This is a genomic window from Alteromonas sp. 14N.309.X.WAT.G.H12, assembly GCF_036697315.1.
Classification (GTDB): Bacteria; Pseudomonadota; Gammaproteobacteria; order Enterobacterales; family Alteromonadaceae; genus Alteromonas.
In genome coordinates this window covers 54,221-79,189 of sequence record NZ_JBAHZB010000005.1, presented here as the reverse complement: position 1 = coordinate 79,189, position 24,969 = coordinate 54,221, and the positions used below count along the sequence as shown (strand labels likewise).

The 24,969-nt window shown below is 47.5% G+C and carries 19 protein-coding genes; 17 read left to right on the top strand and 2 right to left on the bottom strand.

The window, feature by feature from the left end; translation table 11 throughout:
* Position 1 precedes the first annotated feature (1 nt).
* Complete coding sequence (gene prsR / locus V5298_RS04055) at positions 2 to 1,363, top strand: PEP-CTERM-box response regulator transcription factor (protein WP_332930192.1); 1,362 nt, start codon at positions 2 to 4, stop codon at positions 1,361 to 1,363.
* 18 nt (positions 1,364 to 1,381) lie between these two features.
* On the opposite strand, the gene V5298_RS04050 is transcribed toward prsR, so the two are convergent.
* On the bottom strand, positions 1,382 to 3,514 hold the full coding sequence (locus V5298_RS04050; RefSeq protein WP_332930191.1) for a tetratricopeptide repeat-containing diguanylate cyclase: 2,133 nt from the start codon (positions 3,512 to 3,514) through the stop codon (positions 1,382 to 1,384).
* A 552-nt stretch (positions 3,515 to 4,066) separates the two neighbouring features.
* Here V5298_RS04050 and V5298_RS04045 point away from each other — a divergent pair.
* Both V5298_RS04045 and V5298_RS04040 read left to right on the top strand, forming a co-directional pair.
* Positions 4,067 to 5,089 carry an alpha/beta hydrolase gene (locus V5298_RS04045; RefSeq protein ID WP_332930190.1) on the top strand — a complete coding sequence of 341 codons (1,023 nt, stop codon included), beginning with the start codon at positions 4,067 to 4,069 and terminating at the stop codon, positions 5,087 to 5,089.
* 283 nt (positions 5,090 to 5,372) lie between these two features.
* Positions 5,373 to 7,100 carry a potassium/proton antiporter gene (locus tag V5298_RS04040; protein WP_332930189.1) on the top strand — a complete coding sequence of 576 codons (1,728 nt, stop codon included), beginning with the start codon at positions 5,373 to 5,375 and terminating at the stop codon, positions 7,098 to 7,100.
* Positions 7,101 to 7,107: 7 nt separating this feature from the next.
* Here V5298_RS04040 and V5298_RS04035 read toward each other — a convergent pair whose 3' ends face one another.
* A complete protein-coding gene (locus tag V5298_RS04035; protein WP_332930188.1) occupies positions 7,108 to 8,322 on the bottom strand; it encodes a dipeptidase in 1,215 nt (404 codons plus the stop codon).
* Between the two features lie 475 nt (positions 8,323 to 8,797).
* Between V5298_RS04035 and V5298_RS04030 the strand changes: the two genes are divergently transcribed.
* The 14 genes from V5298_RS04030 (at position 8,798) to V5298_RS03965 (ending at position 24,969) form a co-directional block, all read left to right on the top strand.
* On the top strand, positions 8,798 to 9,562 hold the full coding sequence (locus V5298_RS04030; protein WP_332930187.1) for a SapC family protein: 765 nt from the start codon (positions 8,798 to 8,800) through the stop codon (positions 9,560 to 9,562).
* A 91-nt stretch (positions 9,563 to 9,653) separates the two neighbouring features.
* Positions 9,654 to 11,102, top strand: coding sequence for a molybdate ABC transporter ATP-binding protein ModF (gene modF, locus V5298_RS04025; RefSeq protein ID WP_332930186.1), 1,449 nt, complete (start codon positions 9,654 to 9,656; stop codon positions 11,100 to 11,102).
* 317 nt (positions 11,103 to 11,419) lie between these two features.
* Positions 11,420 to 11,878: a division/cell wall cluster transcriptional repressor MraZ gene (gene mraZ, locus V5298_RS04020; protein WP_332930185.1), complete on the top strand. Its 459-nt coding sequence runs from the start codon at positions 11,420 to 11,422 to the stop codon at positions 11,876 to 11,878.
* Complete coding sequence (gene rsmH / locus V5298_RS04015; RefSeq protein WP_332930184.1) at positions 11,875 to 12,813, top strand: 16S rRNA (cytosine(1402)-N(4))-methyltransferase RsmH; 939 nt, start codon at positions 11,875 to 11,877, stop codon at positions 12,811 to 12,813. Before mraZ ends, rsmH begins: the two co-directional genes overlap by 4 nt.
* Positions 12,810 to 13,151, top strand: coding sequence for a cell division protein FtsL (gene ftsL, locus V5298_RS04010; protein WP_332930183.1), 342 nt, complete (start codon positions 12,810 to 12,812; stop codon positions 13,149 to 13,151). The genes rsmH and ftsL overlap by 4 nt, the downstream gene beginning before the upstream one ends.
* Entirely contained in the window at positions 13,148 to 14,923 is a 1,776-nt protein-coding gene (locus tag V5298_RS04005) for a peptidoglycan D,D-transpeptidase FtsI family protein (protein ID WP_332930182.1), read from the top strand. The genes ftsL and V5298_RS04005 overlap by 4 nt, the downstream gene beginning before the upstream one ends.
* Positions 14,913 to 16,442: a UDP-N-acetylmuramoyl-L-alanyl-D-glutamate--2,6-diaminopimelate ligase gene (locus V5298_RS04000; protein WP_332930181.1), complete on the top strand. Its 1,530-nt coding sequence runs from the start codon at positions 14,913 to 14,915 to the stop codon at positions 16,440 to 16,442. The genes V5298_RS04005 and V5298_RS04000 overlap by 11 nt, the downstream gene beginning before the upstream one ends.
* Positions 16,439 to 17,842 (top strand): UDP-N-acetylmuramoyl-tripeptide--D-alanyl-D-alanine ligase, encoded by a 1,404-nt coding sequence (locus V5298_RS03995; RefSeq protein WP_332930180.1) that lies wholly within the window; start codon positions 16,439 to 16,441, stop codon positions 17,840 to 17,842. The genes V5298_RS04000 and V5298_RS03995 overlap by 4 nt, the downstream gene beginning before the upstream one ends.
* The gene (gene mraY, locus V5298_RS03990) at positions 17,836 to 18,918 is read left to right on the top strand and encodes a phospho-N-acetylmuramoyl-pentapeptide-transferase (RefSeq protein WP_332930179.1); all 1,083 of its coding nucleotides are present in this window, start codon (positions 17,836 to 17,838) and stop codon (positions 18,916 to 18,918) included. Before V5298_RS03995 ends, mraY begins: the two co-directional genes overlap by 7 nt.
* A 3-nt stretch (positions 18,919 to 18,921) precedes the next feature.
* Positions 18,922 to 20,229 (top strand): UDP-N-acetylmuramoyl-L-alanine--D-glutamate ligase, encoded by a 1,308-nt coding sequence (murD, locus tag V5298_RS03985; RefSeq protein WP_332930178.1) that lies wholly within the window; start codon positions 18,922 to 18,924, stop codon positions 20,227 to 20,229.
* Positions 20,229 to 21,518, top strand: a complete 1,290-nt coding sequence (ftsW, locus tag V5298_RS03980) for a cell division protein FtsW (RefSeq protein ID WP_332930177.1) — start codon at positions 20,229 to 20,231, stop codon at positions 21,516 to 21,518. The genes murD and ftsW overlap by 1 nt, the downstream gene beginning before the upstream one ends.
* Positions 21,511 to 22,584: an undecaprenyldiphospho-muramoylpentapeptide beta-N-acetylglucosaminyltransferase gene (gene murG / locus V5298_RS03975; RefSeq protein ID WP_332930176.1), complete on the top strand. Its 1,074-nt coding sequence runs from the start codon at positions 21,511 to 21,513 to the stop codon at positions 22,582 to 22,584. The genes ftsW and murG overlap by 8 nt, the downstream gene beginning before the upstream one ends.
* A complete protein-coding gene (gene murC, locus V5298_RS03970) occupies positions 22,581 to 24,032 on the top strand; it encodes a UDP-N-acetylmuramate--L-alanine ligase (RefSeq protein WP_332930175.1) in 1,452 nt (483 codons plus the stop codon). Before murG ends, murC begins: the two co-directional genes overlap by 4 nt.
* The gene (locus tag V5298_RS03965; protein WP_332930174.1) at positions 24,025 to 24,969 is read left to right on the top strand and encodes a D-alanine--D-alanine ligase; all 945 of its coding nucleotides are present in this window, start codon (positions 24,025 to 24,027) and stop codon (positions 24,967 to 24,969) included. The genes murC and V5298_RS03965 overlap by 8 nt, the downstream gene beginning before the upstream one ends.

Here is a 24,969-nt window from a genome sequence, read left to right as displayed (position 1 = left end):
AATGACGGATACGATTCTCGTTGTCGATGACGACCTTGGCATCCAGAAACAACTAAAATGGAGTTTTACCGACTATAACGTGGTTTTTGCTGATGATAGAAGCTCAGCCATTGCTCAGTTACGTCGTTATGAACCCAAAGTAGTGACACTGGATCTTGGATTACCGCCTGATCCTGCCAATGCCTCTGAAGGGCTTAAAACGCTGGATGAAATCATGGCCTTAGCACCACGGACAAAAGTCATTGTGGTCACGGGCAATAATGATAAAGAAAATGCCTTAAGAGCCATTGATTCAGGGGCTTATGATTTTTATCAAAAACCCATTGATTCTGACACCATCAAGTTATTGGTCAACCGGGCATTGAATCTGGCGAACCTTGAGCACGAAAACCGGGTGTTAGCTAAAGCCCGTCCTGCCATGGGACGCATCATTGGTAACTCGGAAGCGATTCAGGCAGTGATGCGTAAAGCGGAAAAAATAGCCTGCACAGATATCAGTACCCTTTTGCAGGGCGAAAGTGGTACGGGTAAGGAAGTTTTTGCGCGAAGTATTCATGAGCATAGTCCTCGCAAAGACAAACCTTTTGTTGCCATTAACTGCGCATCTATACCTGAAACCCTGCTTGAAAGTGAATTGTTCGGTTACGAAAAAGGGGCATTTACCGGTGCCAATAAAACCACGTTGGGGAAAATAGAAACGGCCCAAGGCGGCACGCTTTTTCTTGATGAAATCGGCGATATGCCCATTGGCCTGCAGGCGAAAATGTTACGCTTTTTACAAGAACGGGTTATCGAGCGGGTAGGGGGAAGAAGCGAGATCCCCGTTGATATTCGGGTGATTTGTGCAACACACCGTGATTTGCAACAGATGGTGGCCGACGAAACATTTCGGGAAGATTTATATTATCGTATTGGCGAAATCCCAATTTTTATTCCGCCTTTACGGGAACGTGATCAGGATATTATTTTACTGGCCCGGACGTTTTTAAATCTCTATCGCGAAGAATTTAATGCCAAAGCAAAAAGTTTTTCTGATGGTGCAATCCAAGCCATGCTGGCGCACCGATGGCCCGGTAATATTCGAGAGTTACAAAATAAGCTTAAATCTGCGGTGATTATGGCCGAAGGCGCAGTGGTTCAAGCGGAGGATTTAGGGCTTATGCCGCCGCGGGGTGATAATGAGGTTGAAACCTTGAACCTGCGAGAGGTTCGCGAGCAAGCAGAAAGTCGAGCGATAAGACGGGCTTACCAAACGGCTGATAAAAACATGTCGAAAACCGCAGAGTTACTGGGCGTAACGCGGCCAACCTTGTATTCATTAATAGATAAATATCATATGGAAGATATTAAAACCGGTATGTAACACGTATCACAAGGCCAGCTAATCTGCTGGCCATTCTATACTGGCGAAGTTGGTCAAAGACGTCTTTAAAATGGCATTGGATAGACCAAACTTGGTTTCCAATTTATTTGGATAGGTCTTAGGCTCTTCGTCCATACAGGCTTCTGTAGCACCTACCCAACAGTCCCGCTGGGATAACTTAGCAGCATACAAACAAAAATCCATGATCGCGAAGGTTTGTGGCCAGTCTAAATCAAAGGGCTTACGACGACATAACGGCAAGGCGCAAAAGCCGATACTGCATGTGGCTTTTATCGTAACTTCATTGGGTAGGTGGAAGTTATTATTTTTAACCGCCGTTAACAGTCGATCCGCCAGCTCCACAGCATCTTCACGATTGGCATTTCGGCAGACGGCTAAAAATTCCTCCCCTCCCCAGCGAATGAGTAGATCCGTCTGGCGAAATACTTCTTTAAGTATATCGGTGAACTGGATCAGAAAACGGTCGCCGGCAAGATGCCCGTACTCGTCATTAATGCGTTTAAAATAATCAATATCGATTAAAAAGCAGATTAAATCACTGTTGGGCACCGGCGTGTCATCGGTTTGTGAGGCGTAGTGATGTTGCACACGCTGAATTTCCCCAGGCAATTGGGCATTGAGGAAGTTTCGGTTGTATAAACCGGTAAGGGGATCACGCATACTGACCTGTTCTAATGCATGAAAGGCTTCTTCAAGTTGTTGATTTTTTAACTCTAGCTCATTGGTTCTGTTTTTCACTTCTCGGGCTAAGCGACGGTTCTGAATATATTGGTTGTAGCGACTCCACAGCAGAAAAATAAACAGCAATAAGGAAACAAGACTGCCTAAGGCGAGCATGTTTTGCAGATTTTGCTCACGCACATTAGCCAGTTCTACGCGTCGATTTTTTTCTTTAATTTCGAAGGCTTGGGCTTGCCGCTGCATTTCAATTTGTGCATTGGTTTTGGCTAGCGTTACCGATTGGTTTACGTCGAGTTGCTTAGCCTCTAATGCGGTTTTCACACTAAGGGCCTCAAATGCGTGCTGGTAGTCTTCTCTAGCCGTATAGGCCTGAATAATTTTGTCCTGGGCGAGGATTTGTGTATTTAGCTCTCCATGCCCCTGTGCTTGATGAAATGCCCATTCAGCATGCCTTAACGCCCGCTCGAAGTTATTTAACTCTAAAAAGGCATCGGATAAGGCAAGGTGTATTTGCGTTGCCAATGAATCATAACCTTGTGAACGGGCTTCTTCTAATGCGGTACGCAGATATTTAAGCCCTGTCTCATATTCACCTTTAGCAATGGCGACTCGGCCTAAGGAGGCTTGGGTTGATTCTAAATCTAACGGTGCATTCATTGCGCTAAAAGACGTAAAGGCTGCCAACAGATTCTTTTCTGCCGCAGCATAATCCTCCATTTTTACAAATAATTCACCAAGCACGCTATGGGTTCTCGCCATTTCATAGGTGCGGCCGAGTTCTTTATTTATATTTAAGGCATCTTCTAAATACGTTTTGGCTTCGTCATATTTTTCCATATCCAGATAGACGCTGCCAATTTCAGATAATGTTCGCGCAACTTTTTCGTTGTCGTTGTACTGATTCAGGGAGGATAATGCTTCTTGTAGTGCCAATAGACTTTTGTCAAATTGGCCTTCGGCATGAAGCAAAATTCCAATATTTAGTTGTTGCAAGGCCACACCATGCAGATCGCCCTGTTCAATAAACAGGGCTCTGGCATTGCTAAAGAGTGTCATTGCCAAAGAATAGCGAGATTGCAAATAATTGATTTGCCCCCGTTCGGCCATGGTTTTGGCTACCATGTTATTTTTTTGATATTTTCGAAAGGTGTTCTCAGCATTACTAAAAAAAGTGTCGGCTAACTCATATTTACTTTGCAAACGGGCAATTTTGCCCAATTCAAATTGAATGGCAGCGTTTTGTAGCGGTGCGCTTTCTGGGGAATTTTCTTTTAGCAGACTTACTGCGAGAGATTCGGCTACAGATACCTGCCCCGCATTATAGGCAGAGCGAATCCGTTCCAATAGCGCAGTTATTTCATTGGCTTGTCCAGTTTGCTCTTGTCCGAAAGCCACATGTGGCATGACGCTACAAAAAAACAGTAAGCTGCCAACTAGTTGGCTTCTCATAATCATCCTAATATGAAAAATACATTCGTGGAAAAAACGCGAATTTTCTCCTTCCTTAAACCAGTCCTATGATAAAATGAAGAACCGGATCAGACTTTTTTCGTTGTGTCATCCATTGCACAAAAGTAAGCCATTGTCATACTTTTAAGTAATACTTTAAAGAGTTTGTTTTTATAATTGAACACTCGTTATTCATTTTTCTTCTAAGTGTTCGGGGCAGCACTTTAATATCAAGTCTAATTGTAAGCAAGAAAGCGTTTGTTTTTCGTATCTTACACCCGTTAGAACAAAGGGTGGGGAGAGATACATGCATACGATTAGAGCAAGACCAAATATTAATGCTTCCTTAATAATTATGATAGTGATTTTATGACAATAACGGTAGCATGTTTTAAAATATATAGGGATATTTATATATACCTTTAGATTTTCTTTACTTATTTTTTGCCTGGTAATCTACCTTAGGTATCCGTGAACAGCGAGTTCGTTCTAATTGATGTGGGATACTGTTAGTATTATTTATCTAGTTTGAGCCCGTTTAAGGAGATACGTTTGGGAAAAGCTACCGTAATGTCCATGCTGTTGTTGCTGTTTAGTGTCTGCACACATGCGCAATCTGATCTAGACGATGCTTTTGATAAATTCAGTGCCTTATATAAACAACGATTTGGGCAGATTCGTGCTTGTTTAAACCCAACAACTACCCGCTTTAGTGTTTGTTCGCCAGCGTTACGAAACGACGGGAACGCGCCCTATATTCTGCATCATTCGAAGCCAACAGAAAAAGTGGTGGTGTTGTTACACGGACTAAGTGATTCGCCTTTTTATATGCGCGGCATTGCCCAAGCTTTATTTGATAAAGGGATGAATGTGATTGTTCCCCTTAATGTGGGACATGGGCAGCTGGTCGCCGATGACGACATGAGCGACAGTGATCTGGCTGAGCGCTGGAAAGAACACCTCAATGATGTGATAGCAATTGCTCCTGAATTGGGGAATAAAATCTATTTGGGGGGCTTTTCAACGGGGGGAGCCTTAGTGGTTGATCACTATTTGCATCACCCTGAAAATGTTGCCGGCATCATGTTATTTTCCGGGGCATTGGCGTTGGATAGTGGCGTTGAAAAATTGTCTCGCATTTGGGGGATACAGTGGATTGCAGGCTTACTTGACGGTGAGTACATCACCCATGGGCCGAACCCGTATAAATATCCCACTATCGCCAGTTTTGCTGGCCTTGAGTTGATGGAAGTGATCAATGACATTCGCGATCAATTGGCACAAGGCAAAACGGTTGATGTGCCGGTGTTTGCGGCTCATTCTCAGGCTGACTCCACCACACCCATAAGTGGTATCGAAGATCTTTTGGCTCATACCACCGCCACCAATACCTTTTTCGTTATCGATAAGGGGTATAAGTTGTGTCATGCTAATCTTGTAATGAATCAAGCTATGGTCAATGACCTTCACTTTAACAAGCAGAACGTTGACTTGAGGGATCCCTGCGCTGTACCCACTAAAAATCCGCTGTTTAGTCAGATGATCATGATGATGGACTCATTTGTTGATAATTAGGCGTTCAATTTGTTTTTGCTTGTAAAGGGTTGAAATTGTAAGTTTTATCTCCATAAATAAGGCCAAAGTAAGCGGGAAAGTATCAATATTTGTTTTTAGAATTTTATAGCTAAAGTCTGTATACCGCAGATATAACAATGGATTTATCTACGTATTATACTGCGATAGATCAATTATCAGTGTTTTAATACATCTCCGTGTTGCTTATAAGATTGAGAGTCTGACATTATTTTAGTCTCTGTATTGGTGGAAAAACTGCGAAAACAGAAAGGGAAGAGTCTTCATGTTCGCTATTGATTATCAAATTCTCATTGCTGCTGTGTTGCTATTTGTGGGAATTCTGGCGAGTAAACTATCCCCTCGATTGGGATTACCTTTACTGGTTTTGTTTTTGCTTGTGGGCATGCTGGCCGGTGAAGATGGTCTGGGCTTGGCATTTGATGATGCTCAGACTGCCCATGCCCTGGGTACGATTGCTTTAGCCCTTATTCTGTTTGATGGCGGTTTACAAACTTCTTTAACGTCAATAAAACAGGTTTGGAAACCGGCCTCCTTTCTTGCCACCCTGGGGGTGGCTATTACCGCCGGCGTAACAGGGGTAGCGGCTGCCTATATTATTGGTATTCCCCTCATCGTGGGATTACTCATTGGCGCTATTGTTGGTTCCACGGATGCTGCGGCCGTTTTCTCTATTCTACGTAATGCCGGTATTCACATTAACTCAAGGCTAAAATCCACCCTTGAGATTGAAAGTGCCTCGAACGATCCCATGGCCATATTCCTTACGGTAGGTATTCTTGAACTGATTACCAATCAAATGGATCTTGGCTGGGATTTGGCTCTTTTGTTTCTTCAGCAAATGGGCGTCGGTACCATTGTTGGTCTCGGAATGGGGTGGCTTGCCGTAAAGCTGATTAATCGCATTACCTTGAATTCCGCAGGTTTGTATCCAGTGCTGGTGGCCGTTTGTGGTTTGTTGACTTTCGGCATATCCGCTAGTCTTGGCGGCAGTGGGTTCTTGGCAACCTTTATCGCCGGTGTTTTTATTGGCAATAACCGTTTCGTATTAAAACGGGCCACGTTTATGTTTCATGATGGTTTGGCCTGGCTTGGTCAAATTGCCATGTTTGTCATGTTGGGGTTATTGGTTAACCCTGCGTCCTTGTTGCATATTTGGTTTGAGGGCTTGCTGATAGCTGCAATTCTCATCTTTGTTGCACGCCCACTTGCGGTCTTTCCGTTTTTGGCCTTTGCGGGCTTTAATCGCAGAGAAATTACTCTGGTTTCCTGGGTGGGGCTGCGAGGCTCTGTACCCATTATTCTGGCCATATTTCCGTTGTTGTTTGATATTCCGCAAGCCTATCTTATTTTCAATGTAGTGTTTTTCGTTGTACTGATTTCTGCCACCTTGCAGGGATCGACCTTACCGTGGATGGCGAAGCGGTTAAAGCTAATCGAAGAAGCTCCGGTGACACCGGCGGCCACGCTGGAAATCAGCGCCTTAGGGGATGTTGATGTGGATATCGTGCAGTATACTTTGGGACATTCAGCTCGGGCGGTTAACCGTACCCTAGCGGAATTGGCGTTGCCGGAAGGAGCCGTGGTGGCAATGATAACCCGAGGAAGTGCCGTATTCCCGCCAAGGGGGTCATCGGTATTGATGGCTGGCGACCATATATTTATTCTGCTTAAACCCGGTTTACGGCCCTTTATTGACTGTATTTTCTCCCATACGAACAGCTTGGGCGAGGCCGCCCTTGCGAGCGGTAATTTGGTGTTAAAAGGGGCGGCGCGTCTGGAAGATATTCATCACTCTTATGGTATTGAATTTCCATCGAAACAAACCTCGACCCTTGATGAATTTTTAAAGCAACAAAGTGGGCATGATCTCAGTGATGGTGAGGTTTTGTCTTTGGATAATGGCATATTTGAAGTTAAAGCCATTAGACGCGGCCAGATAGTGGCGGTGCAGTACAGCCGTGAAACCCAGTCGGCTAAGCCGACCGGGTGATAAGCGTTTAATGTGTTGCCGCGTATTGTTCCACTTCGGACCAAACCCGTAACAGGTTACCGCTAAGGACTTTTTCAATGTCTTGACGGCTGTAACCTCTATCCAGCATGCCCTGAATAAGATTGGGGTAAGTGGAAACATCTTTTAAGCCAATGGGCAGTGAGTCGCCAACGCCGTCAAAGTCAGAGCCAATACCCACATGCTCAATGCCAATAAGTTCCACCACATGATCAATGTGATCAAGTACCTGGCTTAGGGTGGAGTAGGGGTACGGATTTTCTTCACGGAATTTGGCATCAAACTCAGACACCAAAGGGCTGTCTTTACCGACTTCATCAATGAGTTTGTTTTTCTGTTTGGTATAGTTAGCACGCCAGTCTTGGGTTTCTTTAGAGACAAAGCTAGAACCAAAATTGATCATCACCACACCGCCATTCTCGCCCAGCTTTTTCACCATGTCGTCATCCATGTTGCGCTCGAAGCCCGGCGTGTATTTACGTAATGACGAGTGGGAGGCGATCACCGGCACCTTACTGATTTCAACGGCCTGATAAAAGGCTTCGTCTGACACATGGGAGATATCCACCATGATCCCTAAGTTATTCATCTCCACCACCAGTTTTTTACCGAAGGGGCTCAGGCCATGCCATTGACGTCTTAAATCGTAGGAGGAATCGGCAATATGGTTCGACAGTGAATGGGCTAACGTGATGTAGCGGATCCCGCGTTCATAAAAGGTTTTTAGGTTGTCCATACTACCTTGAATGGGAGAGCCGTTTTCCATTCCCATGGGTAAGGATATGAGTCCTTTTTTAAATTGTGCTTTTACATCGGCCACAGATTTGGCTATGGCAAACTTATCTGGTGAGCGATAGACCATGGCTTCCACTAAATCGATGAGCTGATGGGCAACTGCTGTTGACTCTGCTGAATTATCTAAGCTGGCTGGTACATATATCGACATAAAGGGGGCGGTTAAGCCGCCCTTGCGGGCCCGAGGGTAATCAAAATTGCCCCCTTGAGTTGCCTTGCTGACATCTTCCCATTTTCTGTGCACCCGATAGGGTACGTCTATATGGCCATCGACGATAATGGTTTCCTGTGCAATGCGGTTTGCTTCGTCAGAAACCACAGGTATATCCGCTGCCTGCAACGAGAGACTTGCCAGCGAGAGAAGAGCGGGTATTAATACGGCTAGTGGTTTTTTGCCTTTGCGTCCCATGAATTTTCCTTTTTTATTGTTGGTGTGTGATTGAAGTATGGGCCACCTGCTAATGTGGCTAATACTGCCTGTTTCAATACAGGTAATCTCAGATTACGGAATAATGGGCCATCACTCAATGATTCTGCTTGTCTCGACGTGCTAAAAAAACAAAAAAAGAAAGAGAATGCTTTTTTCTGCCGGTTTAGGTAACAAGAACGTGTAATAAAAGTTTAAATTTTGATATGGTTTTCTCGCGTGACTTACAGGTTTAAATACGGGATACTGCGTCACAACCTGTATAAGTCGCATGTGTGCTTAAGCAGGCTAGCAAATTAATCTTCGTGGTAATCCTCTGCTAAGCAGTGTTAAGGGAGCCTGGTGACCGCACGTGTTGAAGGTCATAACGCGGGAACTGCAGGCATTCATCCATGGGCTTTCCCTGGCGAATTTCACTTATTTGATTATCACTAATAAACGTAATGAGAAAAGAATTATGGCGATAAACTACGTACCGCTAAACAAAGAAAATCATAAAGATATAAAAGTAGCGGTGAATAACGCGTTCGCGTTTGCAAAAAATACCCATTTATCTGCGGCATCAATCCGCGAATATGCCCAATTGGCGTCTTCAATGCCAATTGTTTTTATCCAAGATCCCAAGTCTGAGCGTTACCACACAGTGGCGATGTTAGGTATGGAACAAGGTCAAAACCTGTTTTTACTCACCGACAAGTGGAAAGGGCCTCACGTACCGATGAATATCTTACGTTATCCCTTTGATATTCGTCCTGAAGGTGAAAAACTCGGTGTTTACATCGATGAAAACAGCGATTTAGTGGGTAAAGACGAAGGTCAGCCGTTGTTTAAAGAAGACGGTGAACCTGCTGAATTTTTGGAAAACCGTCAAAAATTCCTCGGTGATTTGGCCAACAGTGAAATGATGACCCAACGCTTTATTCAGCAAGTGATTGATCTGAAACTGCTTGATCCTATCCAAATCCGTTTGACCTACAAAGATGGTCAACAGCGCAACGTGACCGGCATGATGAGTATCAATGAAAAACGCTTAATCGAATTGCCGGAAGAAAAAGTGGTAGAGCTGCACAAGCAGGGCTTCTTAGGCGCACTTTACGCCATTATGATGTCTATGGGCCAACTTAACCGTTTGGTGGAGTTGTCCAATGACACAGAGAATCCTATTGCCAATATGCAGATCACTGCTGCACAGCCTGAGCCAGCACCTGCTGCGAACGCCTAATCGTCCACGGGCAGCATTGTCCGTGTGAAAACAGACAGTCATAGCGCTAAAGCGGGCATAATAGCCCGCTTTTTTTATGTCAGGAGAAAAAATGATAGCAATTTCACAGGCCAAAATTAAGTTAGCTGAAGATTATTGGTGTGATGTTGAGAACTTTGTTTGTGAGACCGGCCAACATACCGCCATTGTGGGCGCCAATGGCAGTGGAAAATCATCATTGGCCGCGGTGATTGCCGGTGAAGGTGTGCTAGAAGCGGGTGAGCGAGATATTGCCACCACTGTGGGCTGGGTGAGTGTTGCTCAGCAACAGGCGCTAATTGCACAGGAAAAGCAAAAGGATGATGCGGATATTCTGGACGTCATTCCCGAGCCCACCCCCGCCCTAGAGATCATCGTGGGCAAAGACAACGCCTTATCCCATGCGCAGCGTGAGCAATTTGAAATACTCATCGAGGGGCTGTCCATGGGCCATTTTTTACGCCATGACTTTCTTGGTTTATCCACTGGGGAAACCCGCAAGGTGTTGTTGGTGAAAACCCTTTTAGATATGCCTTCCTTACTGGTGCTCGATGAGCCTTGGGATGGTTTGGATAAAGACTCATGTGCGTTTTTAAATGACTATTTGCAACGTATTGCCCATAAGGTGACCGTGGTTTTAGTGATCAATCGAATCAGTGAAATTCCCGCGTTTATCAAACGTGTGGTATTGATGGATGAAAGTAAAATCGCTTGGCAATCAACGGGGAAGGAAGCCATTGAAGACGATATTGCGCATCTTAAACAGCTGTTCCATCTTAATCAGCCTGTTTCCGCGTTGCCAGAAAGGGATGAACTGCGGTTTTCACCCAAAATGCAAAGTGACGATGAGGATCTCGTCATCTTGCAAAACGGTCATGTGAGTTACGATGACCAGGTGGTATTTACAGGTTTAGATTGGTGCATTAAAAAAGGCGAGCATTGGCAGGTGGTGGGGCCCAATGGTTCAGGAAAAACCTGTTTGTTGTCGATGATCACCGGAGATAATCCCCATTGCTATACCAATGATCTCACCGTGTTTGGCTATAAGCGAGGCTCGGGCGAAAGCATCTGGGATATCAAACAACATCTTGGTCTGGTTTCAAACAGCTTTCATCTGCAATATACCGTTAACTGTTCAGTCCTTCACGTTGTGCTTTCCGGGTTTTACGACAGCATCGGCTTGTATGAACAACCGTCGGTAAAACAAAAGCAATTGGCTCGGGAATGGTTAACTCTTGTGGCCTTGGCCGATCAGGCTGACACGCCTTTTCAATCCCTTTCCTTTGGCGATCAGCGCTTGCTGCTTATTGTTCGGGCGATGGTGAAGCATCCTACCTTGTTAATACTGGATGAACCTTGTAATGGCCTCGATGAAATTAATCGTTTAAAAATACTGGCCTTGCTTGAATTGTTGGCCCAATCCGGCGAAAGTACCTTACTTTATGTGAATCATCACAGTGAAGATAAGATTGCAGGCATTGGCAGCATTTTGGATATGCAACAGTTCGCACCAGCGCGCTAAATCCCACCGCTTTTCCCCTTCACAATAACCTGTGTTGTTGTGGGGGGATTTATTTCACCTTTGACATATTTCTTTTTCAGCGCTTTTTCTGCACGTTTTTCAGTCACTTTATCACATCACCTGTATGTATAAACAGTGTGTAGGCCGCTATTTACGTGGCTTTCAGCCATGTTTTTCCTTGACAGTGGGGAAAGTAGAGACCAAACTGTCCAATAGGTGGGTAAAAGTGGCAAATTGTGGATCGAAGTATCAACGTTTTGCAGATTCAGTACTCAGAAAACAAGAACAACAAGAGCACTAAATAAAAGGCTAGGGGAATGTTCCGCGGCGCTAATGCAATCAATCTAGATCCCAAAGGCAGACTGGCTATACCAACAAAATACCGCCAGTCGCTTCTGGATGATTGTAACGGACAACTGGTCTGCACAATCGATACACAGCAAAGTTGTTTGCTACTTTACCCCCTTCCCGAATGGGAAGAGATCGAGCTGAAGTTAAGTAAGTTCTCTAGCATGATCCCGGCTGAACGCCGAATGCAACGCCTTTTGCTTGGCTATGCCACCGAAGGTGATATGGACAAGAGCGGTCGATTCTTATTGTCCGCACCTCTGCGGCAACACGCAAAACTCTCTAAAGAAGTCATGCTCGTCGGTCAGCTCAATAAATTTGAGATTTGGGATGCAGAAATTTGGGCGAATCAAATTGATGCAGATATGGAGAAAGAACGCGAAGGAACCTTTGAATTGACCGATCGCCTACAGGAATTTTCGCTATGAGCCAGCCGACATTTAGTCATATTTCGGTATTGCTTAACGAGTCAGTGACCGCGTTAGCCATCAAACCTGACGGCACGTACATTGATGCGACCTTTGGTCGTGGCGGGCATTCTGCACAAATTCTAGCGGCGTTAGGTGAACAAGGTCGATTAATTGCCTTTGATCGGGATCCCCAAGCCATTGCAGCAGCCCAGCGCTATAAAGATGATCCCCGCTTTACCATTATCCATGAGCCCTTTGGTGAAATGGTACAGGTGATTGAGGGCATGTCGCTAAAAGGCAAAATTGACGGCGTACTCATGGATTTAGGTGTCTCTTCGCCGCAGTTGGATGATGCCAGCCGTGGTTTTAGCTTTATGAAAGATGGACCGTTAGATATGCGCATGGACACCAGCCGAGGTCAAAGTGCCGCCGACTGGCTTGCTACCGCTGAAGAGCAGGATATTGCGCAGGTGATTAAAGAATTTGGTGAAGAAAAATTCGGCAAACGTATCGCCCATGCCATTGTTGAACGGCGCAAAACCCAACCGGTTACCCGTACCGCCGAGCTTGCTGAACTGATTGATGAAGCCGTGCCGGTAAAAGATAAATACAAGCACCCCGCAACGCGGGCTTTCCAAGGTATCCGTATTTACATTAATGCGGAGCTCGAGCAATTACGGGTGGGTCTTAAGGCTGCAGTGGAAGTGCTGGCGCCCGAAGGACGCCTGGCGGTTATCTCCTTTCACTCCTTAGAAGATCGTTTAGTTAAGCGCTTTATCAAAGAACAAAGCCGAGGCAAGGTGGTGCCTCATAACCTGCCCATCACCCAGGCTGAGATTGACGCTGATAAAGTTTTAAAAGCGTTGGGTAAGGCCATTAAGCCTTCAGAGGAGGAAATTGCACATAATGTGCGGTCCCGAAGCGCAGTACTCAGGGTGGCCGAAAAGTTATGACGAGCCAGCAAAGCCAGAGGACGCCAACCTCAACAAACTTCAGTCTCGTGCTGATCCTGGTCTCAGATTTGGCCCGCAACAAGTTGCGGGTTTTGTTGTATTTAATGGTTGTGACTTCCGCCATTGCTGTGGTGTTGGGCAGTCACCTTAATCGTCAGCAAAATATCGTCATGGAATCCTTGATGCAGGAAAAAGACGATCTGGATGTGGAATGGCGCAATTTGGTGTTAGAGCAACGGGCTCTCACCGAACACAACCGCATTGAAAATGAAGTGGAAAAAAACCTGGATATGTATCGCCCCTCTGCTGAAGAAGAAGTGGTGGTGAAAATAAAATGAGCCTGTTTAATTTGCCAGCCAAAAAAGCCAAGACCGGTGCGAGACAAAATGTCACGCCATCACTGGTGCAGTGGCGATTTGTTTTGGTGATCGCACTGGTGGTCAGTGTGTTTACCGGGCTGGGCGTTCGGGCGGCGTACATTCAGGTGATTGCCCCGGATAACCTCATTCAGCAAGGTGACAGCCGTACCATGCGTACGCGCAACATGCCCACGTATCGCGGCATTATTACCGACCGCAATGGCGTAGAGTTAGCAGTTAGCGTACCGGTACGGGCCATTTATGCCGATCCTAAAATCATTCATGAGCAAGATGGTCTGGCGCAGCAGGATCGATGGGAAGCCTTAGCCGATGTACTAGGCCAGGACGTAGAAAAACTGCGCAGTAAAGTACAAAACCCCAAAAGACGGTTTGTTTATTTGCAACGTCAGGTGTCGCCGGCCATGGCAGATTATGTGGCGAAGCTGGGGATACCGGGAATTTATCTGCGTCGGGAAAGCCGTCGTTATTATCCCAACGGTGAAGTGACCGCCCAGTTAATCGGCATTACCGATGTGGATGATAAAGGTATTGAAGGTTTAGAACGTCTTTATAACGATTGGCTAACGGGCACGCCGGGCTCAAGGGTTATTAGGCGGGATGCCAAAGGACGTCAGGTTGAAGTTCTAAAAACCACAGACGGTGAAAAAGCCGGTGATCTCACCTTGACCATCGATCAGCGGATACAGGCCCTGGCGTATCGGGAAATCAAAGAAGCCATGCTGTACTATAAGGCAGCCTCGGCCTCGGCCATTGTTGTCGATGTACATACTGGCGATATTCTCGCCATGGTAAATGCCCCTTCGTTTAATCCCAATGATCGCAGTAATGTTTCGCCTCATCGTATGCGCAATCGCGTGATCACCGATGCCTTTGAACCGGGCTCGTCACTTAAACCCATAGCGGTATTGTCGGCTTTGGAATTCGGCAGCGTGAAAGTGGATGACATTATTGATACCAATCCTGGCTGGATGCGTCTTGGCGGCAGTCTGGTTAAGGATCATCGAAATCTAGGTAAGCTGACACTGGAAGAAATTATTCAGCATTCTTCTAATATGGGCACCTCGAAATTGGCACTGGGTGTACCTAAGCAGTTTTTGCTCGATACCTATTACAACATGGGGTTAATGAGTGACACGGGTACCAATCTGCCAGGTGAAAGTAACGGGCTTTTTCATGAACGCAGCCGATGGTCCGATTTTGAATTGGCAACGTTATCGTTCGGATATGGCATTTCCGTGACCACGGCCCAGCTAGCTCGTATGTATGCCACCATTGCCAATGGCGGCGTCAATATGCCACTTAATATCGTGAAAAATACCGATAACCAGGCATATCAACCTGAGCCTCAGCGGGTGGTTTCCAAAGCAAGTGCCGATGCCGTGTTATCCATGTTAGAGAGCGTGACACAACGTGGTGGAACGGCTACGAAAGCGGCGGTGCCCGGCTACCGTGTTGGCGGTAAAACCGGTACCAGCAGAAAAGCCATTGCAGGTGGCTATGGTGATGAATACGTGAATATTTTTGCCGGCGTGGCCCCGTTAAGTGATCCCCAAATTGTCACCGTGGTGTTGATTAATGAACCCAGTGGCGATCTTTACTATGCCGGCGATACGGCGGCGCCTGTCTTTTCAGCGATAACGGGTGGCGCTTTGCAATTGCTGAATATTCTGCCTGACGACAAACAGGTGACCTCAACGACGTGGTTGAACGGAGAGCGTAATGGTAGTTAGCGCATTCGAACAGAGCTTAGGCGTATTGCTGACAAAGTTTGGTATTAATGCACCGGACATACGGATAAAAGGCCTTACGCTAGATAGTCGTGAGGTGACGCCGTCGTTGGCCTTTGTGGCGGTAAAAGGGCATAACCGTGATGGCAGAGATTTTATTCCCCAAGCCATCAGTTTAGGTGCCAAAGCCATTTTGGCACAAACCGAAACGGTGCGTGAACATGGTCGAATGGAAATGCGCGGCAATACCATTATTGTCCATCTGTATGAATTAACAGACATATTATCGTCTTTAGCGGGGGCATTTTACGATTATCCGGCAACCAAAATGCGTTCTGTCGCGGTGACCGGAACCAATGGCAAAACTTCCGTGGTTCAAATGTTGTCCCAGCTGACAACCCTAGATGGTACGCGGTGTGCAGCGGTGGGGACGCTAGGAGCTGGAGTATACCAAGGTGAAAATACACAGTGGAAACCCACTCCTGCAGGCAATACCACGCCGGATGCCATACGCATGCAATACGTATTGGCAGACTTTGTGCAACAAAACGCGCGGCAAGTGGCATTTGAGGCATCATCTCACGCGCTGGTTCAGGGCCGTTTAAGCCACGTTAAAACTGACGTAGTGGTATTCACAAACTTAACCCGCGATCATCTCGATTATCACAAAACCATGGCCAAGTATGGTGAAGCCAAGCGTTTGGCCATGCAGTTGCCCGGTGTCCGCACCATTGTACTAAACGCTGATGATCAGGAAAGTCAGCTATGGCATGCCAACAAGCCCAAGGGGATACAAACCGTATGGTATGGCATGGGCACATTGCCCACCGATTTGTCAGAAGATCGCCATTGTTTGGCCACAAATGTGAAATACCATGCCAGTGGATGTCAGTTCCAACTCGCCACGAGCTGGGGGGTTAAAGATATTGATGTCCCTTTGTTAGGGGCATTCAATATTTACAATCTGCTGGCGGTAATTTGTGTCATGTTGGTTCAGGGCCAACGATTCGACGATATTGTCAAACTGTTACCCAAGGTAAAACCGGTAGCAGGACGGATGGAAGTCTTTCCCTTTGCCCATCACGCCAATGTGGTGGTGGATTACGCCCACACGCCCGATGCATTGTCAAAAGCATTGGCAGGGGCGCGGGCTCATACCGAAGGCGCTATCTGGTGTGTCTTTGGCTGCGGCGGGGACAGAGACAAAGGAAAACGTTCGTTAATGGGACAGGCGGCAGAAGCCGGTGCGGATCACATAGTGATCACCACTGACAACTGTCGCTCGGAAACACCTGAATCAATTGCCGCAGATATTCGAACTGGGCTGACCTCACCACAAGATGCGGTGGATGAGCCAGATAGAGAAAAAGCCATACGCCACTGCCTTGAACACGCAGCACCAACAGATTTGATTTTACTGGCCGGTAAAGGCCATGAAGATTATCAAATTGTGGGTGAAGAGAAGAAAAACTATAACGAGCGAGCGGTGGTAAGTCGCTTGCAAAAGGAGTACAGCAAATGATTGCTACCACGCTGCTCTGGATCGCCCAAAAGGTGAAAGGCACCTTAAAAGGCAATGACCAGAACATCAAAGGGGTGAGCACAGACACCCGTACATTACAGCCTGGTGACGTTTACATTGCTTTATGTGGCGAAAATTTTAATGGTCATCGTTTTATTTCTTCTGCCGAACAGGCTGGAGCGAGTGCGGTGATCGTCAGTGAAACCGTGAATACGTCGTTGCCGGTAATTACCGTCAGTGACACAAAGCAGGCATTGGGGTTATTGGGCGCAGCGGTGAAGCAAGTTGTCGCCCCTTTAACCATTGGAATTACCGGCAGTTGTGGCAAGACCACGGTCAAAGAGATGACCAGTGCTATTTTGTCACAACGGGGGCAGGTACTGGCTACCGCGGGTAACTTCAATAATGATATTGGCGTGCCGTTAACCTTGCTGCGCTTAACGCCTAAGGTCGATTTTGCGGTAATAGAGCTAGGTGCCAATCATAAGGGCGAAATTGCTTATACCACGCAATTAGTCAAACCCGACGTGGCCACTATCATAAACGCTGCGCCTTCACATCTGGAAGGATTTGGCAGCACCTTGGGTGTGGCTGAGGCGAAAAGCGAAATATTTGCCGGCTTAAATGAAACGGGCATGGCCATTATTAATGCCGACAGTGAATTTGCCCCTTTATGGAGAGAAAAAATCGCGAATAAACAAGTGCTGACTTTTTCTCCCCAACAGAAAACTGAGGCTGACTTTAGCGCCACAGACATTCAGGCAAATCCCGATGGCTGCGTACAATTTACCATGGTAACGCCCAAAGGAAATCAGGCTGTTCGTTTGCCTATACCTGGCGCCCATAACGTGGGTAATGCCTTAGTGGCAGCGGCACTGTCGATGCAGGTTGGGGCGTCGTTAGAGGATGTAGCCCAAGGCTTGCAAACCATGACGCAGGTGAAAGGCCGGCTAAACAGCAAGACGTTAACGCCCACACTACGTTTACTTGATGATACTTATAACGCCAACGTGGCGTCGGTGATGGCGGCAATGGATACCTTGGCCGGTTATGCCGGTGTACGGGTGTTTGTTTTAGGCGATATGGCTGAGCTTGGGGAAAACGCCCGCCAATATCATGAGCAAGTGGGACACTATGCCCGCAGCAAAGGGCTTGATTATCTTTTTACCATGGGCGTATTAAGCCAGCAAGCCAGCGCTGTTTATGGCAACAAGGGCGCGCACTTTACCGATATTGAAGCATTGATCGATACCCTTGAGGTGATTTGTGCGTCGGCGCAGCAGGGGGTTTCCGTGCTGGTCAAAGGGTCCCGTAGTGCGCGGATGGAACGGGTTGTTGATGCCATTGAGGTGTCACGCCTGGGAAAGAGTGAAAGCCATCGGGAGCGCGTTGCATGTTGATCTGGTTAGCCGACTGGCTAAAACAATTTGAACCCGGCTTTTTCGTTTTTTCCTATCTTACTTTGAGGGCCATCCTAAGTACGTTAACGGCGTTGCTGATTGCCATACTTATTGGGCCAAAAATGATCCGCTGGTTACAGCGTTTACAAATAGGACAAATGGTAAGAGATGATGGCCCACAAAGCCATTTATCCAAGGCCGGCACCCCCACCATGGGCGGGTTGTTGATCCTCTTTGCTATTGTGGTCAGCGTATTGTTATGGGCGGATCTGACCAACCGCTATGTGCTGGTTACCCTCGCGGTGGTCATTGGCTACGGGATTATTGGGTTTGTTGATGATTACCGTAAAGTGATACGCAAAGATTCAAAAGGGTTAATCGCACGCTGGAAGTATTTTTGGCAATCTGTCATTGCCCTTGGCGTGGCGTTTTATTTGTATTCGTCAGCCTCACAAAGTGCTGAAACCGCATTAATCGTGCCTTTCTTCAAAGAGGTGATGCCTCAGCTGGGCTTGTTTTATGTGGTAGTGGTGTATTTTGCCCTTGTGGGTACGTCCAATGCAGTCAACCTCACCGACGGCTTAGATGGGCTGGCCATCGTGCCGACTATCCTTGTCGCCGGTGCGCTGTCTATTTTTGCTTACGTGACCGGTCACGCCAATTTTGCCGAGTATTTGAATATTCCCCATATTCCGCTAACCAGCGAATTGGTGGTGGTGTGTACCGCCATTGTAGGGGCTGGACTGGGCTTTTTATGGTTTAACACCTATCCGGCGCAGGTATTTATGGGCGATGTGGGTTCGCTGGCGCTAGGTGGAACGCTGGGTGTGCTGGCAGTACTGGTGCGTCAGGAAGTGGTCCTGATCATCATGGGGGGGGTATTTGTGATGGAAACCGTGTCCGTTATTTTACAGGTCGGTTCATTTAAAATGCGGGGTAAACGTATATTTCGTATGGCGCCCATACACCATCATTTTGAATTAAAAGGTTGGCCAGAGCCGCGAGTCATTGTGCGGTTTTGGATCATTTCACTCATTCTTGTGTTGGTTGGACTCGCCACACTAAAACTACGGTAATCCATGGACGAAATTCTTGCTAAACAACGCATCGTCGTAGCGGGTCTGGGTTTGACCGGACAGTCGGTGGTGCGCTTTTTAACTGGTCTGGGTGTGACTGTCAACGTATGGGATACCCGTACAGAGGCGGCGGTACCGTCATGGATAGACGTGCCTGTTACTTTGGGCATGGTGGATGCCCAATTTTGGACCGGCACGGACATGTTAATTCTCAGTCCGGGAATTTCTCCAGCCCATCCGGGAGTGAGTCTTGCCCGTGAAGCCGGGGTGGAAGTGATAGGCGATATCGAATTGTTTGCGCGCTTATCTCGTACTCCCTTGTTGGGAATAACGGGTTCAAACGGCAAAACCACGGTTACCTTGTTGCTTACTCATATTCTTACTGGTGCAGGCCTTAAAGCCTGCGCTGCCGGTAATGTGGGACGGCCGGTACTCGATACCCTAGGTGAAAACTGGGATGCCTTGGTGCTGGAATTGTCCAGCTTTCAGCTAGAGACAACGTCATCGTTAGGGTTACAAGGTGCCACCCTATTAAACATCAGTGACGATCACCTTGATCGTCACGGTTCCCTCGTTGAATACGCCGACACTAAACAACGGATTTTTCTTCATTGCGAACATGCCGTGGTGTGGCGGGATCATGATGAATGTATGCCTCACTCTTCGGTAGCGACAACAACCCGATATGGACTGGATAACACCAATACTGATTTTGGTTTTCGTGATAACGCCATTACTTGGCAAGGCAAACCCATATTGAATATGGCAGAGGTGAAACTGGTGGGCACCCACAATGTGCTGAACATTCAGGCGGCCCTTGGGTTGAGTCAAATCGCCGGTGTTCCTTTAGATGAGGCCTGCAATAGCGTTAAAAGTTTTGAGCCTGCGCCCCATCGTTGTGTGCAAATTAGTCAGCGCGGCGGCGTGCACTGGATTGATGATTCAAAAGCCACCAATGTGGGCGCTACCTTAGCGGCCCTTGAAGGTATCGGCAAACAGAAAAAGGGCAAGCTTATTCTTATTGCGGGCGGCGATGGAAAAGGCGCCGATTTATCTGTGCTGCAAAGTGCACTGCTGCGTTATGTGGATGTGCTAATTACGTTAGGTAAAAATGGCCCGGATATCGCCAGTTTGTTCCATGATGTTCATCCGGTCTCGGATTTACCGACTGCCGTACGTCTTGCCTCAGAGCAAGCTGTTGCCGGTGATACTGTGTTGTTGTCTCCGGCCTGTGCCAGCATCGACATGTTTGAGAATTATCGTCACCGGGCTGAGGTCTTTGCCAATGCTATTGCAGAGGTGGATGCATAATGCAGTCAAGCACACAGCGCTTATCCGATCTTTTTGCCCAACGTCATGGTAAAGCCAAGACGACATCGCCTTATGATGTGGGGCTGGTATTAGTGGCGTTAGCCTTGGCAACGTTAGGGTTGGTGATTGTGACCTCGGCATCTATGCCGATGGCAGACCGTTTATACGGTAACCCGTTTTATTTCTCCATTCGACACGGGATCTACCTTTTGGTGGCTATTTTGGTTTCCGGTGTGGTTTTACAAGTGCCCATGAGCTTCTGGCGGGTGGTAAATCCTTGGCTTTTACTGGCGGCCATTGCCATGCTGCTGGCCGTGCTTGTGGTGGGGCGCACCATTAACGGTAGTACCCGCTGGATTGTCATTGGGCCGCTAACATTGCAACCGGCAGAGCCTGCTAAGCTGTTTTTCTTTACCTATTTGGCGGGCTATTTGGTACGACGTTACGATGAAGTGACCGAAAATATCAAAGGCTTTTTAAAACCCTTAGTGGTGTTTTTTGTGCTCGCCTGCTTGTTGTTACTACAACCTGATTTCGGCACCGTGGTGGTGATGTTTACTACCACCATGGGCTTGCTGTTTCTGGCTGGGGCCCGTTTATGGCAGTTTTTCGCTATTGTTTTTGTGGGCTTGCTGGCTATTGTGTTTCTTATCGTGTTTGAAGAATACCGAATGCGAAGGGTGACGTCGTTTTTAGATCCCTGGGCGGATCCTTTCGGTAGCGGGTATCAGTTAACCCAATCATTGATGGCCTATGGCCGAGGTTCGTGGTTTGGTCAAGGGTTGGGGAACAGTTATCAGAAGCTGGAGTTTCTCACCCAGGCCCATTCAGACTTTATTATGGCCATCGTGGCCGAAGAGTTAGGATTTGTGGGCGTACTGGTGATCCTGGCCCTTATTTTATTTTTGGTAGTCAGGGCGCTGAATATTGGGAAACAGGCGTTGGCGAAACAACGTCCTTTCGAAGGTTATCTGGCCTATAGCATCGGGATCTGGCTGAGTTTTCAAACCGCAGTAAACGTGGGGGCCAGCGCCGGTATTTTGCCAACCAAGGGGTTAACGTTGCCGCTTATTAGCTATGGTGGTACCAGTCTTATTGTGCTGTCCGTGGCGGTGGCCATGCTCATTCGTATTGATTTCGAGTTACGGGTAGAGGGTGTACAGGCGCTAGGTCGCAAAGAAAAACGTAAAACTAAATCAAGCGCCGTGAAAGGTGATGATGAGAAACAGAGTAAAGACAATATTAAAGCCATGCTTGAAGACGTAGAAAAAGGGGCAGAGGATGAATAGACGCTGCCTTATCATGGCCGGTGGTACCGGAGGACATGTGTTTCCTGGTTTAGCCGTGGCCCATGGGCTTATGGCCCAAGGCTGGGATGTTCATTGGCTGGGCACCGCTGAACGTATGGAAGCGCAAGTGGTTCCCCAACAGGGTATTCCTATTCACTTTATTCACGTACAAGGTCTACGTGGTAAAGGATTATCCGCACGTTTAGGCGGTGTGGTGGCCTTGTGCCGAGGGCTAAAAGAAGCTTTTTCAGTGATAGGAAAAATCAAACCCGATGTGGTTATCGGCTTTGGCGGCTATGCCAGTGGTCCAGGCGGTGTGGCTGCCTGGCTTCGACGTATTCCTCTTATAATTCATGAACAAAATGCGGCTGCGGGCATGACCAACCGACTGCTAGGAAAACTGGCACGGCGTATCTTGTTGGGGTTTGATGATGCCCGGGGCGGTTTTGCGCGGGCAGCGGCAAAATGCCTGACCATTGGTAATCCCGTGCGACAGAATATTGCGGCATTACCGGCTAAAACCGAAACCCATTCTCCCCTTAGAATGCTGGTGATTGGCGGTAGTCTCGGTGCCCAGGCGTTGAATGAAACCGTGCCTAAAGTGTGCCGTAATTTATATGGGTTAACTATTTTGCATCAGGCCGGTAAAGGTAATGCGGAAAAAGTGAAACTGGCTTATGACGGCGGTAGCGTCGATGTACAAGTCAGTGAGTTTATTGATGATATGGCCGCGGCTTATAAATGGGCCGACTTTGTAGTTTGCCGGGCAGGCGCACTGACCGTTGCCGAAGTGGCCGCAGCAGGATTACCTGCGGTCTTTATTCCCTTACCCCATGCGGTGGATGATCATCAAACTAAAAATGCCCTCTCTTTGGTGAACATGGGGGCTGCCCATATTTTGGCGCAAACCGAAATGGCCACAGGACTGGGACGGATATTAGAAAGTTGGCTGCGCCAACCGCAGTCGTGCATGGCGATGGGGCATAAAGCGCACCAAGCCGCCCGTTTAGATGCCACTGAGCAGGTTATTGCCCAATGTAAATTGCTGGCGGGAGAGAAATCATGAGGTCGGAAAACGCATTTCAAAGCCCGCAAATGCGAAAAGTTTACAGGATATTTTTTATCGGCATTGGCGGTGCCGGAATGGGCGGCATTGCCGAAGTTTTGCTTAACGAAGGGTATGAAATTGCCGGCTCGGACATCCAGCAAGGGGCAATGACGACCCGTTTAGAAAACTTAGGGGCTACCATTTGTCTCGGTCACCGTGCCGAAAACGTAGAAGGCGTGGATGTGGTGGTGGTATCCAGTGCCATCAATGAAGATAACCCGGAAATTCAATATGCCCGGGCCCATCGTATTCCCATTATTCGCCGCGCGGAAATGTTGGCCGAACTTATGCGTTTTAGGCATGGCATCGCGGTGGCAGGCACCCACGGGAAAACCACCACAACCAGTTTAATTGCCACTATTTTTGGTGAGGCAGGCCGTGATCCCACGTTTGTGATCGGCGGCTTACTCAACAGTGCTGGCACCAATGCCCGCTTAGGCACCAGTCGCTATTTAATTGCCGAGGCGGATGAAAGCGACGCTTCGTTTTTACACCTTCAGCCTATGGTATCTGTGGTTACCAATATCGAGCCGGATCATATGACCACCTATGACGGCGACTTTAACAAGGTCAAAGATACCTATCTGGAATTTTTGCACAATTTGCCCTTTTACGGGCAAGCCATTTTGTGTGGCGATGATGCAGTGATCCAGGGGCTAAGAGATAAAATTGGCCGTAGTATTTTAACCTATGGCGTGGATGCTTCTAACGATGTGCGGGCAGAAAATATTGTTCTAACATTTGGTCAGGCAACCTTTGATGTTATACGGCCTAACTTGCCGGTATTGCACGTGACTTTGAATCTGACCGGCATGCACAATGTGCTCAACGCGCTGGCAGCGATTACCGTTGCCACGGATGAAGGCATTGAAGATGAGGCTATTGTACGGGCCTTAGCGGCCTTTGGTGGTATTGGTCGCCGGTTTGAGGTGTTGGGCAATTTTCATCCTTCATGTGGGGCCGTGACCTTGGTGGATGACTACGGACATCATCCTACTGAAGTGAAAGCGACGATTAGCGCGGCGCGGGCAAACTGGCCTGGCCGAAGGTTGGTGATGATTTATCAACCCCATCGTTATACCCGAACCCGTGATCTGTACGAAGATTTTGTTGACGTGCTGTCCCAGGTAGATGTGTTGTTACTTTTGGATGTTTATGCGGCCAGCGAGACACCCATTGATGGGGCAGACAGTAAATCCTTGTGTCGTTCTATCCGTTTGCGTGGTCAGGTGGAGCCGATTTATGTTTCAGAGCCCGCGAATTTAGCCCAATTACTGGCAAACGTGATGCAGAAAAATGACGTGATCATGACCCAAGGGGCAGGAAATATCGGCCAAATTGCCAAAGATTTGGCAAAATCAGGCCTAGAAGAAAAAAAAATTAAAGTGAGTGGCGGCAATGGGTAAACAGATAAATCCAAAGCAATTTGGACGAGTAGCAGTGATGTTAGGTGGCGACTCGGCGGAACGGGCTGTGTCGCTGTCATCGGGGCAGGCTGTGCTCAATGCCTTGTTACGACAGGGTGTAGAGGCTGTGGCCTTTGACCCTGCTGAAAGGCAACTTACTGATTTAATTAATGAAAAGTTCGATAGGGTGTTGATTATGCTGCATGGCCGTGGCGGCGAAGACGGTGCTATGCAGGGGGCGCTACAGCACCTAAAAATACCCTATACGGGAAGCGGTGTATTGGGTTCTGCGTTGGCCATGGATAAGATCCATACGAAGCAGATTTGGCAATGTTTGGGGCTGCCTACGGCGAAATATCGAATTGCTGATAAAAGTGACTTTGAAGCTGGATCATGCGGGGCTATAATGATGGAATTGGGGAATGAAGTCATGGTCAAGCCTGCCCGAGAAGGTTCGAGTATCGGCATGGCAAGAGTGACAAGCGCTAAACAACTAGAAACAGCCATACAGGACGCCTTTAAATATGATAATCAGGTCCTGTTAGAGCAGTTCATCGATGGCCCCGAGTTTACGGTTGGTGTTTTACAGGACCGAACATTGCCATCGATCCGCATGTCTACCCCCCATACATTTTATGATTACGCGGCCAAGTATCATGATGATACTACCGTGTATCATTGCCCCAGTGGTTTGTCTGCGGACAAAGAAGCTGAATTAGCAGCGATATCACTGCGCGCCTTTAATGCCCTGTCATGCAGTGGTTGGGGACGCATTGATGTCATGCAAGGCTCGAAGGGTGAGTTTTATCTGCTGGAAGCGAATACGGTACCCGGTATGACGGAAAAAAGTCTGGTACCTAAAGCGGCCATGGCGGCAGGACTCAGTTTTGATGCGCTGACGCTAGAAATTCTGGCGACCAGCCTGGCACTATCGTAG

Coding starts and splice junctions, on each gene's coding strand:
- murG (WP_332930176.1), top strand. CDS start 21,511: ATGAATAGACGCTGCCTTATCATGGCCGGTGGTACCGGAGGACATGTG.
- V5298_RS04050 (WP_332930191.1), bottom strand. CDS start 3,514: ATGAGAAGCCAACTAGTTGGCAGCTTACTGTTTTTTTGTAGCGTCATG.
- V5298_RS04000 (WP_332930181.1), top strand. CDS start 14,913: ATGGTAGTTAGCGCATTCGAACAGAGCTTAGGCGTATTGCTGACAAAG.
- ftsW (WP_332930177.1), top strand. CDS start 20,229: ATGCAGTCAAGCACACAGCGCTTATCCGATCTTTTTGCCCAACGTCAT.
- mraY (WP_332930179.1), top strand. CDS start 17,836: ATGTTGATCTGGTTAGCCGACTGGCTAAAACAATTTGAACCCGGCTTT.
- mraZ (WP_332930185.1), top strand. CDS start 11,420: ATGTTCCGCGGCGCTAATGCAATCAATCTAGATCCCAAAGGCAGACTG.
- rsmH (WP_332930184.1), top strand. CDS start 11,875: ATGAGCCAGCCGACATTTAGTCATATTTCGGTATTGCTTAACGAGTCA.
- murD (WP_332930178.1), top strand. CDS start 18,922: ATGGACGAAATTCTTGCTAAACAACGCATCGTCGTAGCGGGTCTGGGT.
- V5298_RS03965 (WP_332930174.1), top strand. CDS start 24,025: ATGGGTAAACAGATAAATCCAAAGCAATTTGGACGAGTAGCAGTGATG.
- V5298_RS04035 (WP_332930188.1), bottom strand. CDS start 8,322: ATGGGACGCAAAGGCAAAAAACCACTAGCCGTATTAATACCCGCTCTT.
- V5298_RS04005 (WP_332930182.1), top strand. CDS start 13,148: ATGAGCCTGTTTAATTTGCCAGCCAAAAAAGCCAAGACCGGTGCGAGA.
- modF (WP_332930186.1), top strand. CDS start 9,654: ATGATAGCAATTTCACAGGCCAAAATTAAGTTAGCTGAAGATTATTGG.
- ftsL (WP_332930183.1), top strand. CDS start 12,810: ATGACGAGCCAGCAAAGCCAGAGGACGCCAACCTCAACAAACTTCAGT.
- V5298_RS03995 (WP_332930180.1), top strand. CDS start 16,439: ATGATTGCTACCACGCTGCTCTGGATCGCCCAAAAGGTGAAAGGCACC.
- V5298_RS04030 (WP_332930187.1), top strand. CDS start 8,798: ATGGCGATAAACTACGTACCGCTAAACAAAGAAAATCATAAAGATATA.
- V5298_RS04040 (WP_332930189.1), top strand. CDS start 5,373: ATGTTCGCTATTGATTATCAAATTCTCATTGCTGCTGTGTTGCTATTT.
- murC (WP_332930175.1), top strand. CDS start 22,581: ATGAGGTCGGAAAACGCATTTCAAAGCCCGCAAATGCGAAAAGTTTAC.
- prsR (WP_332930192.1), top strand. CDS start 2: ATGACGGATACGATTCTCGTTGTCGATGACGACCTTGGCATCCAGAAA.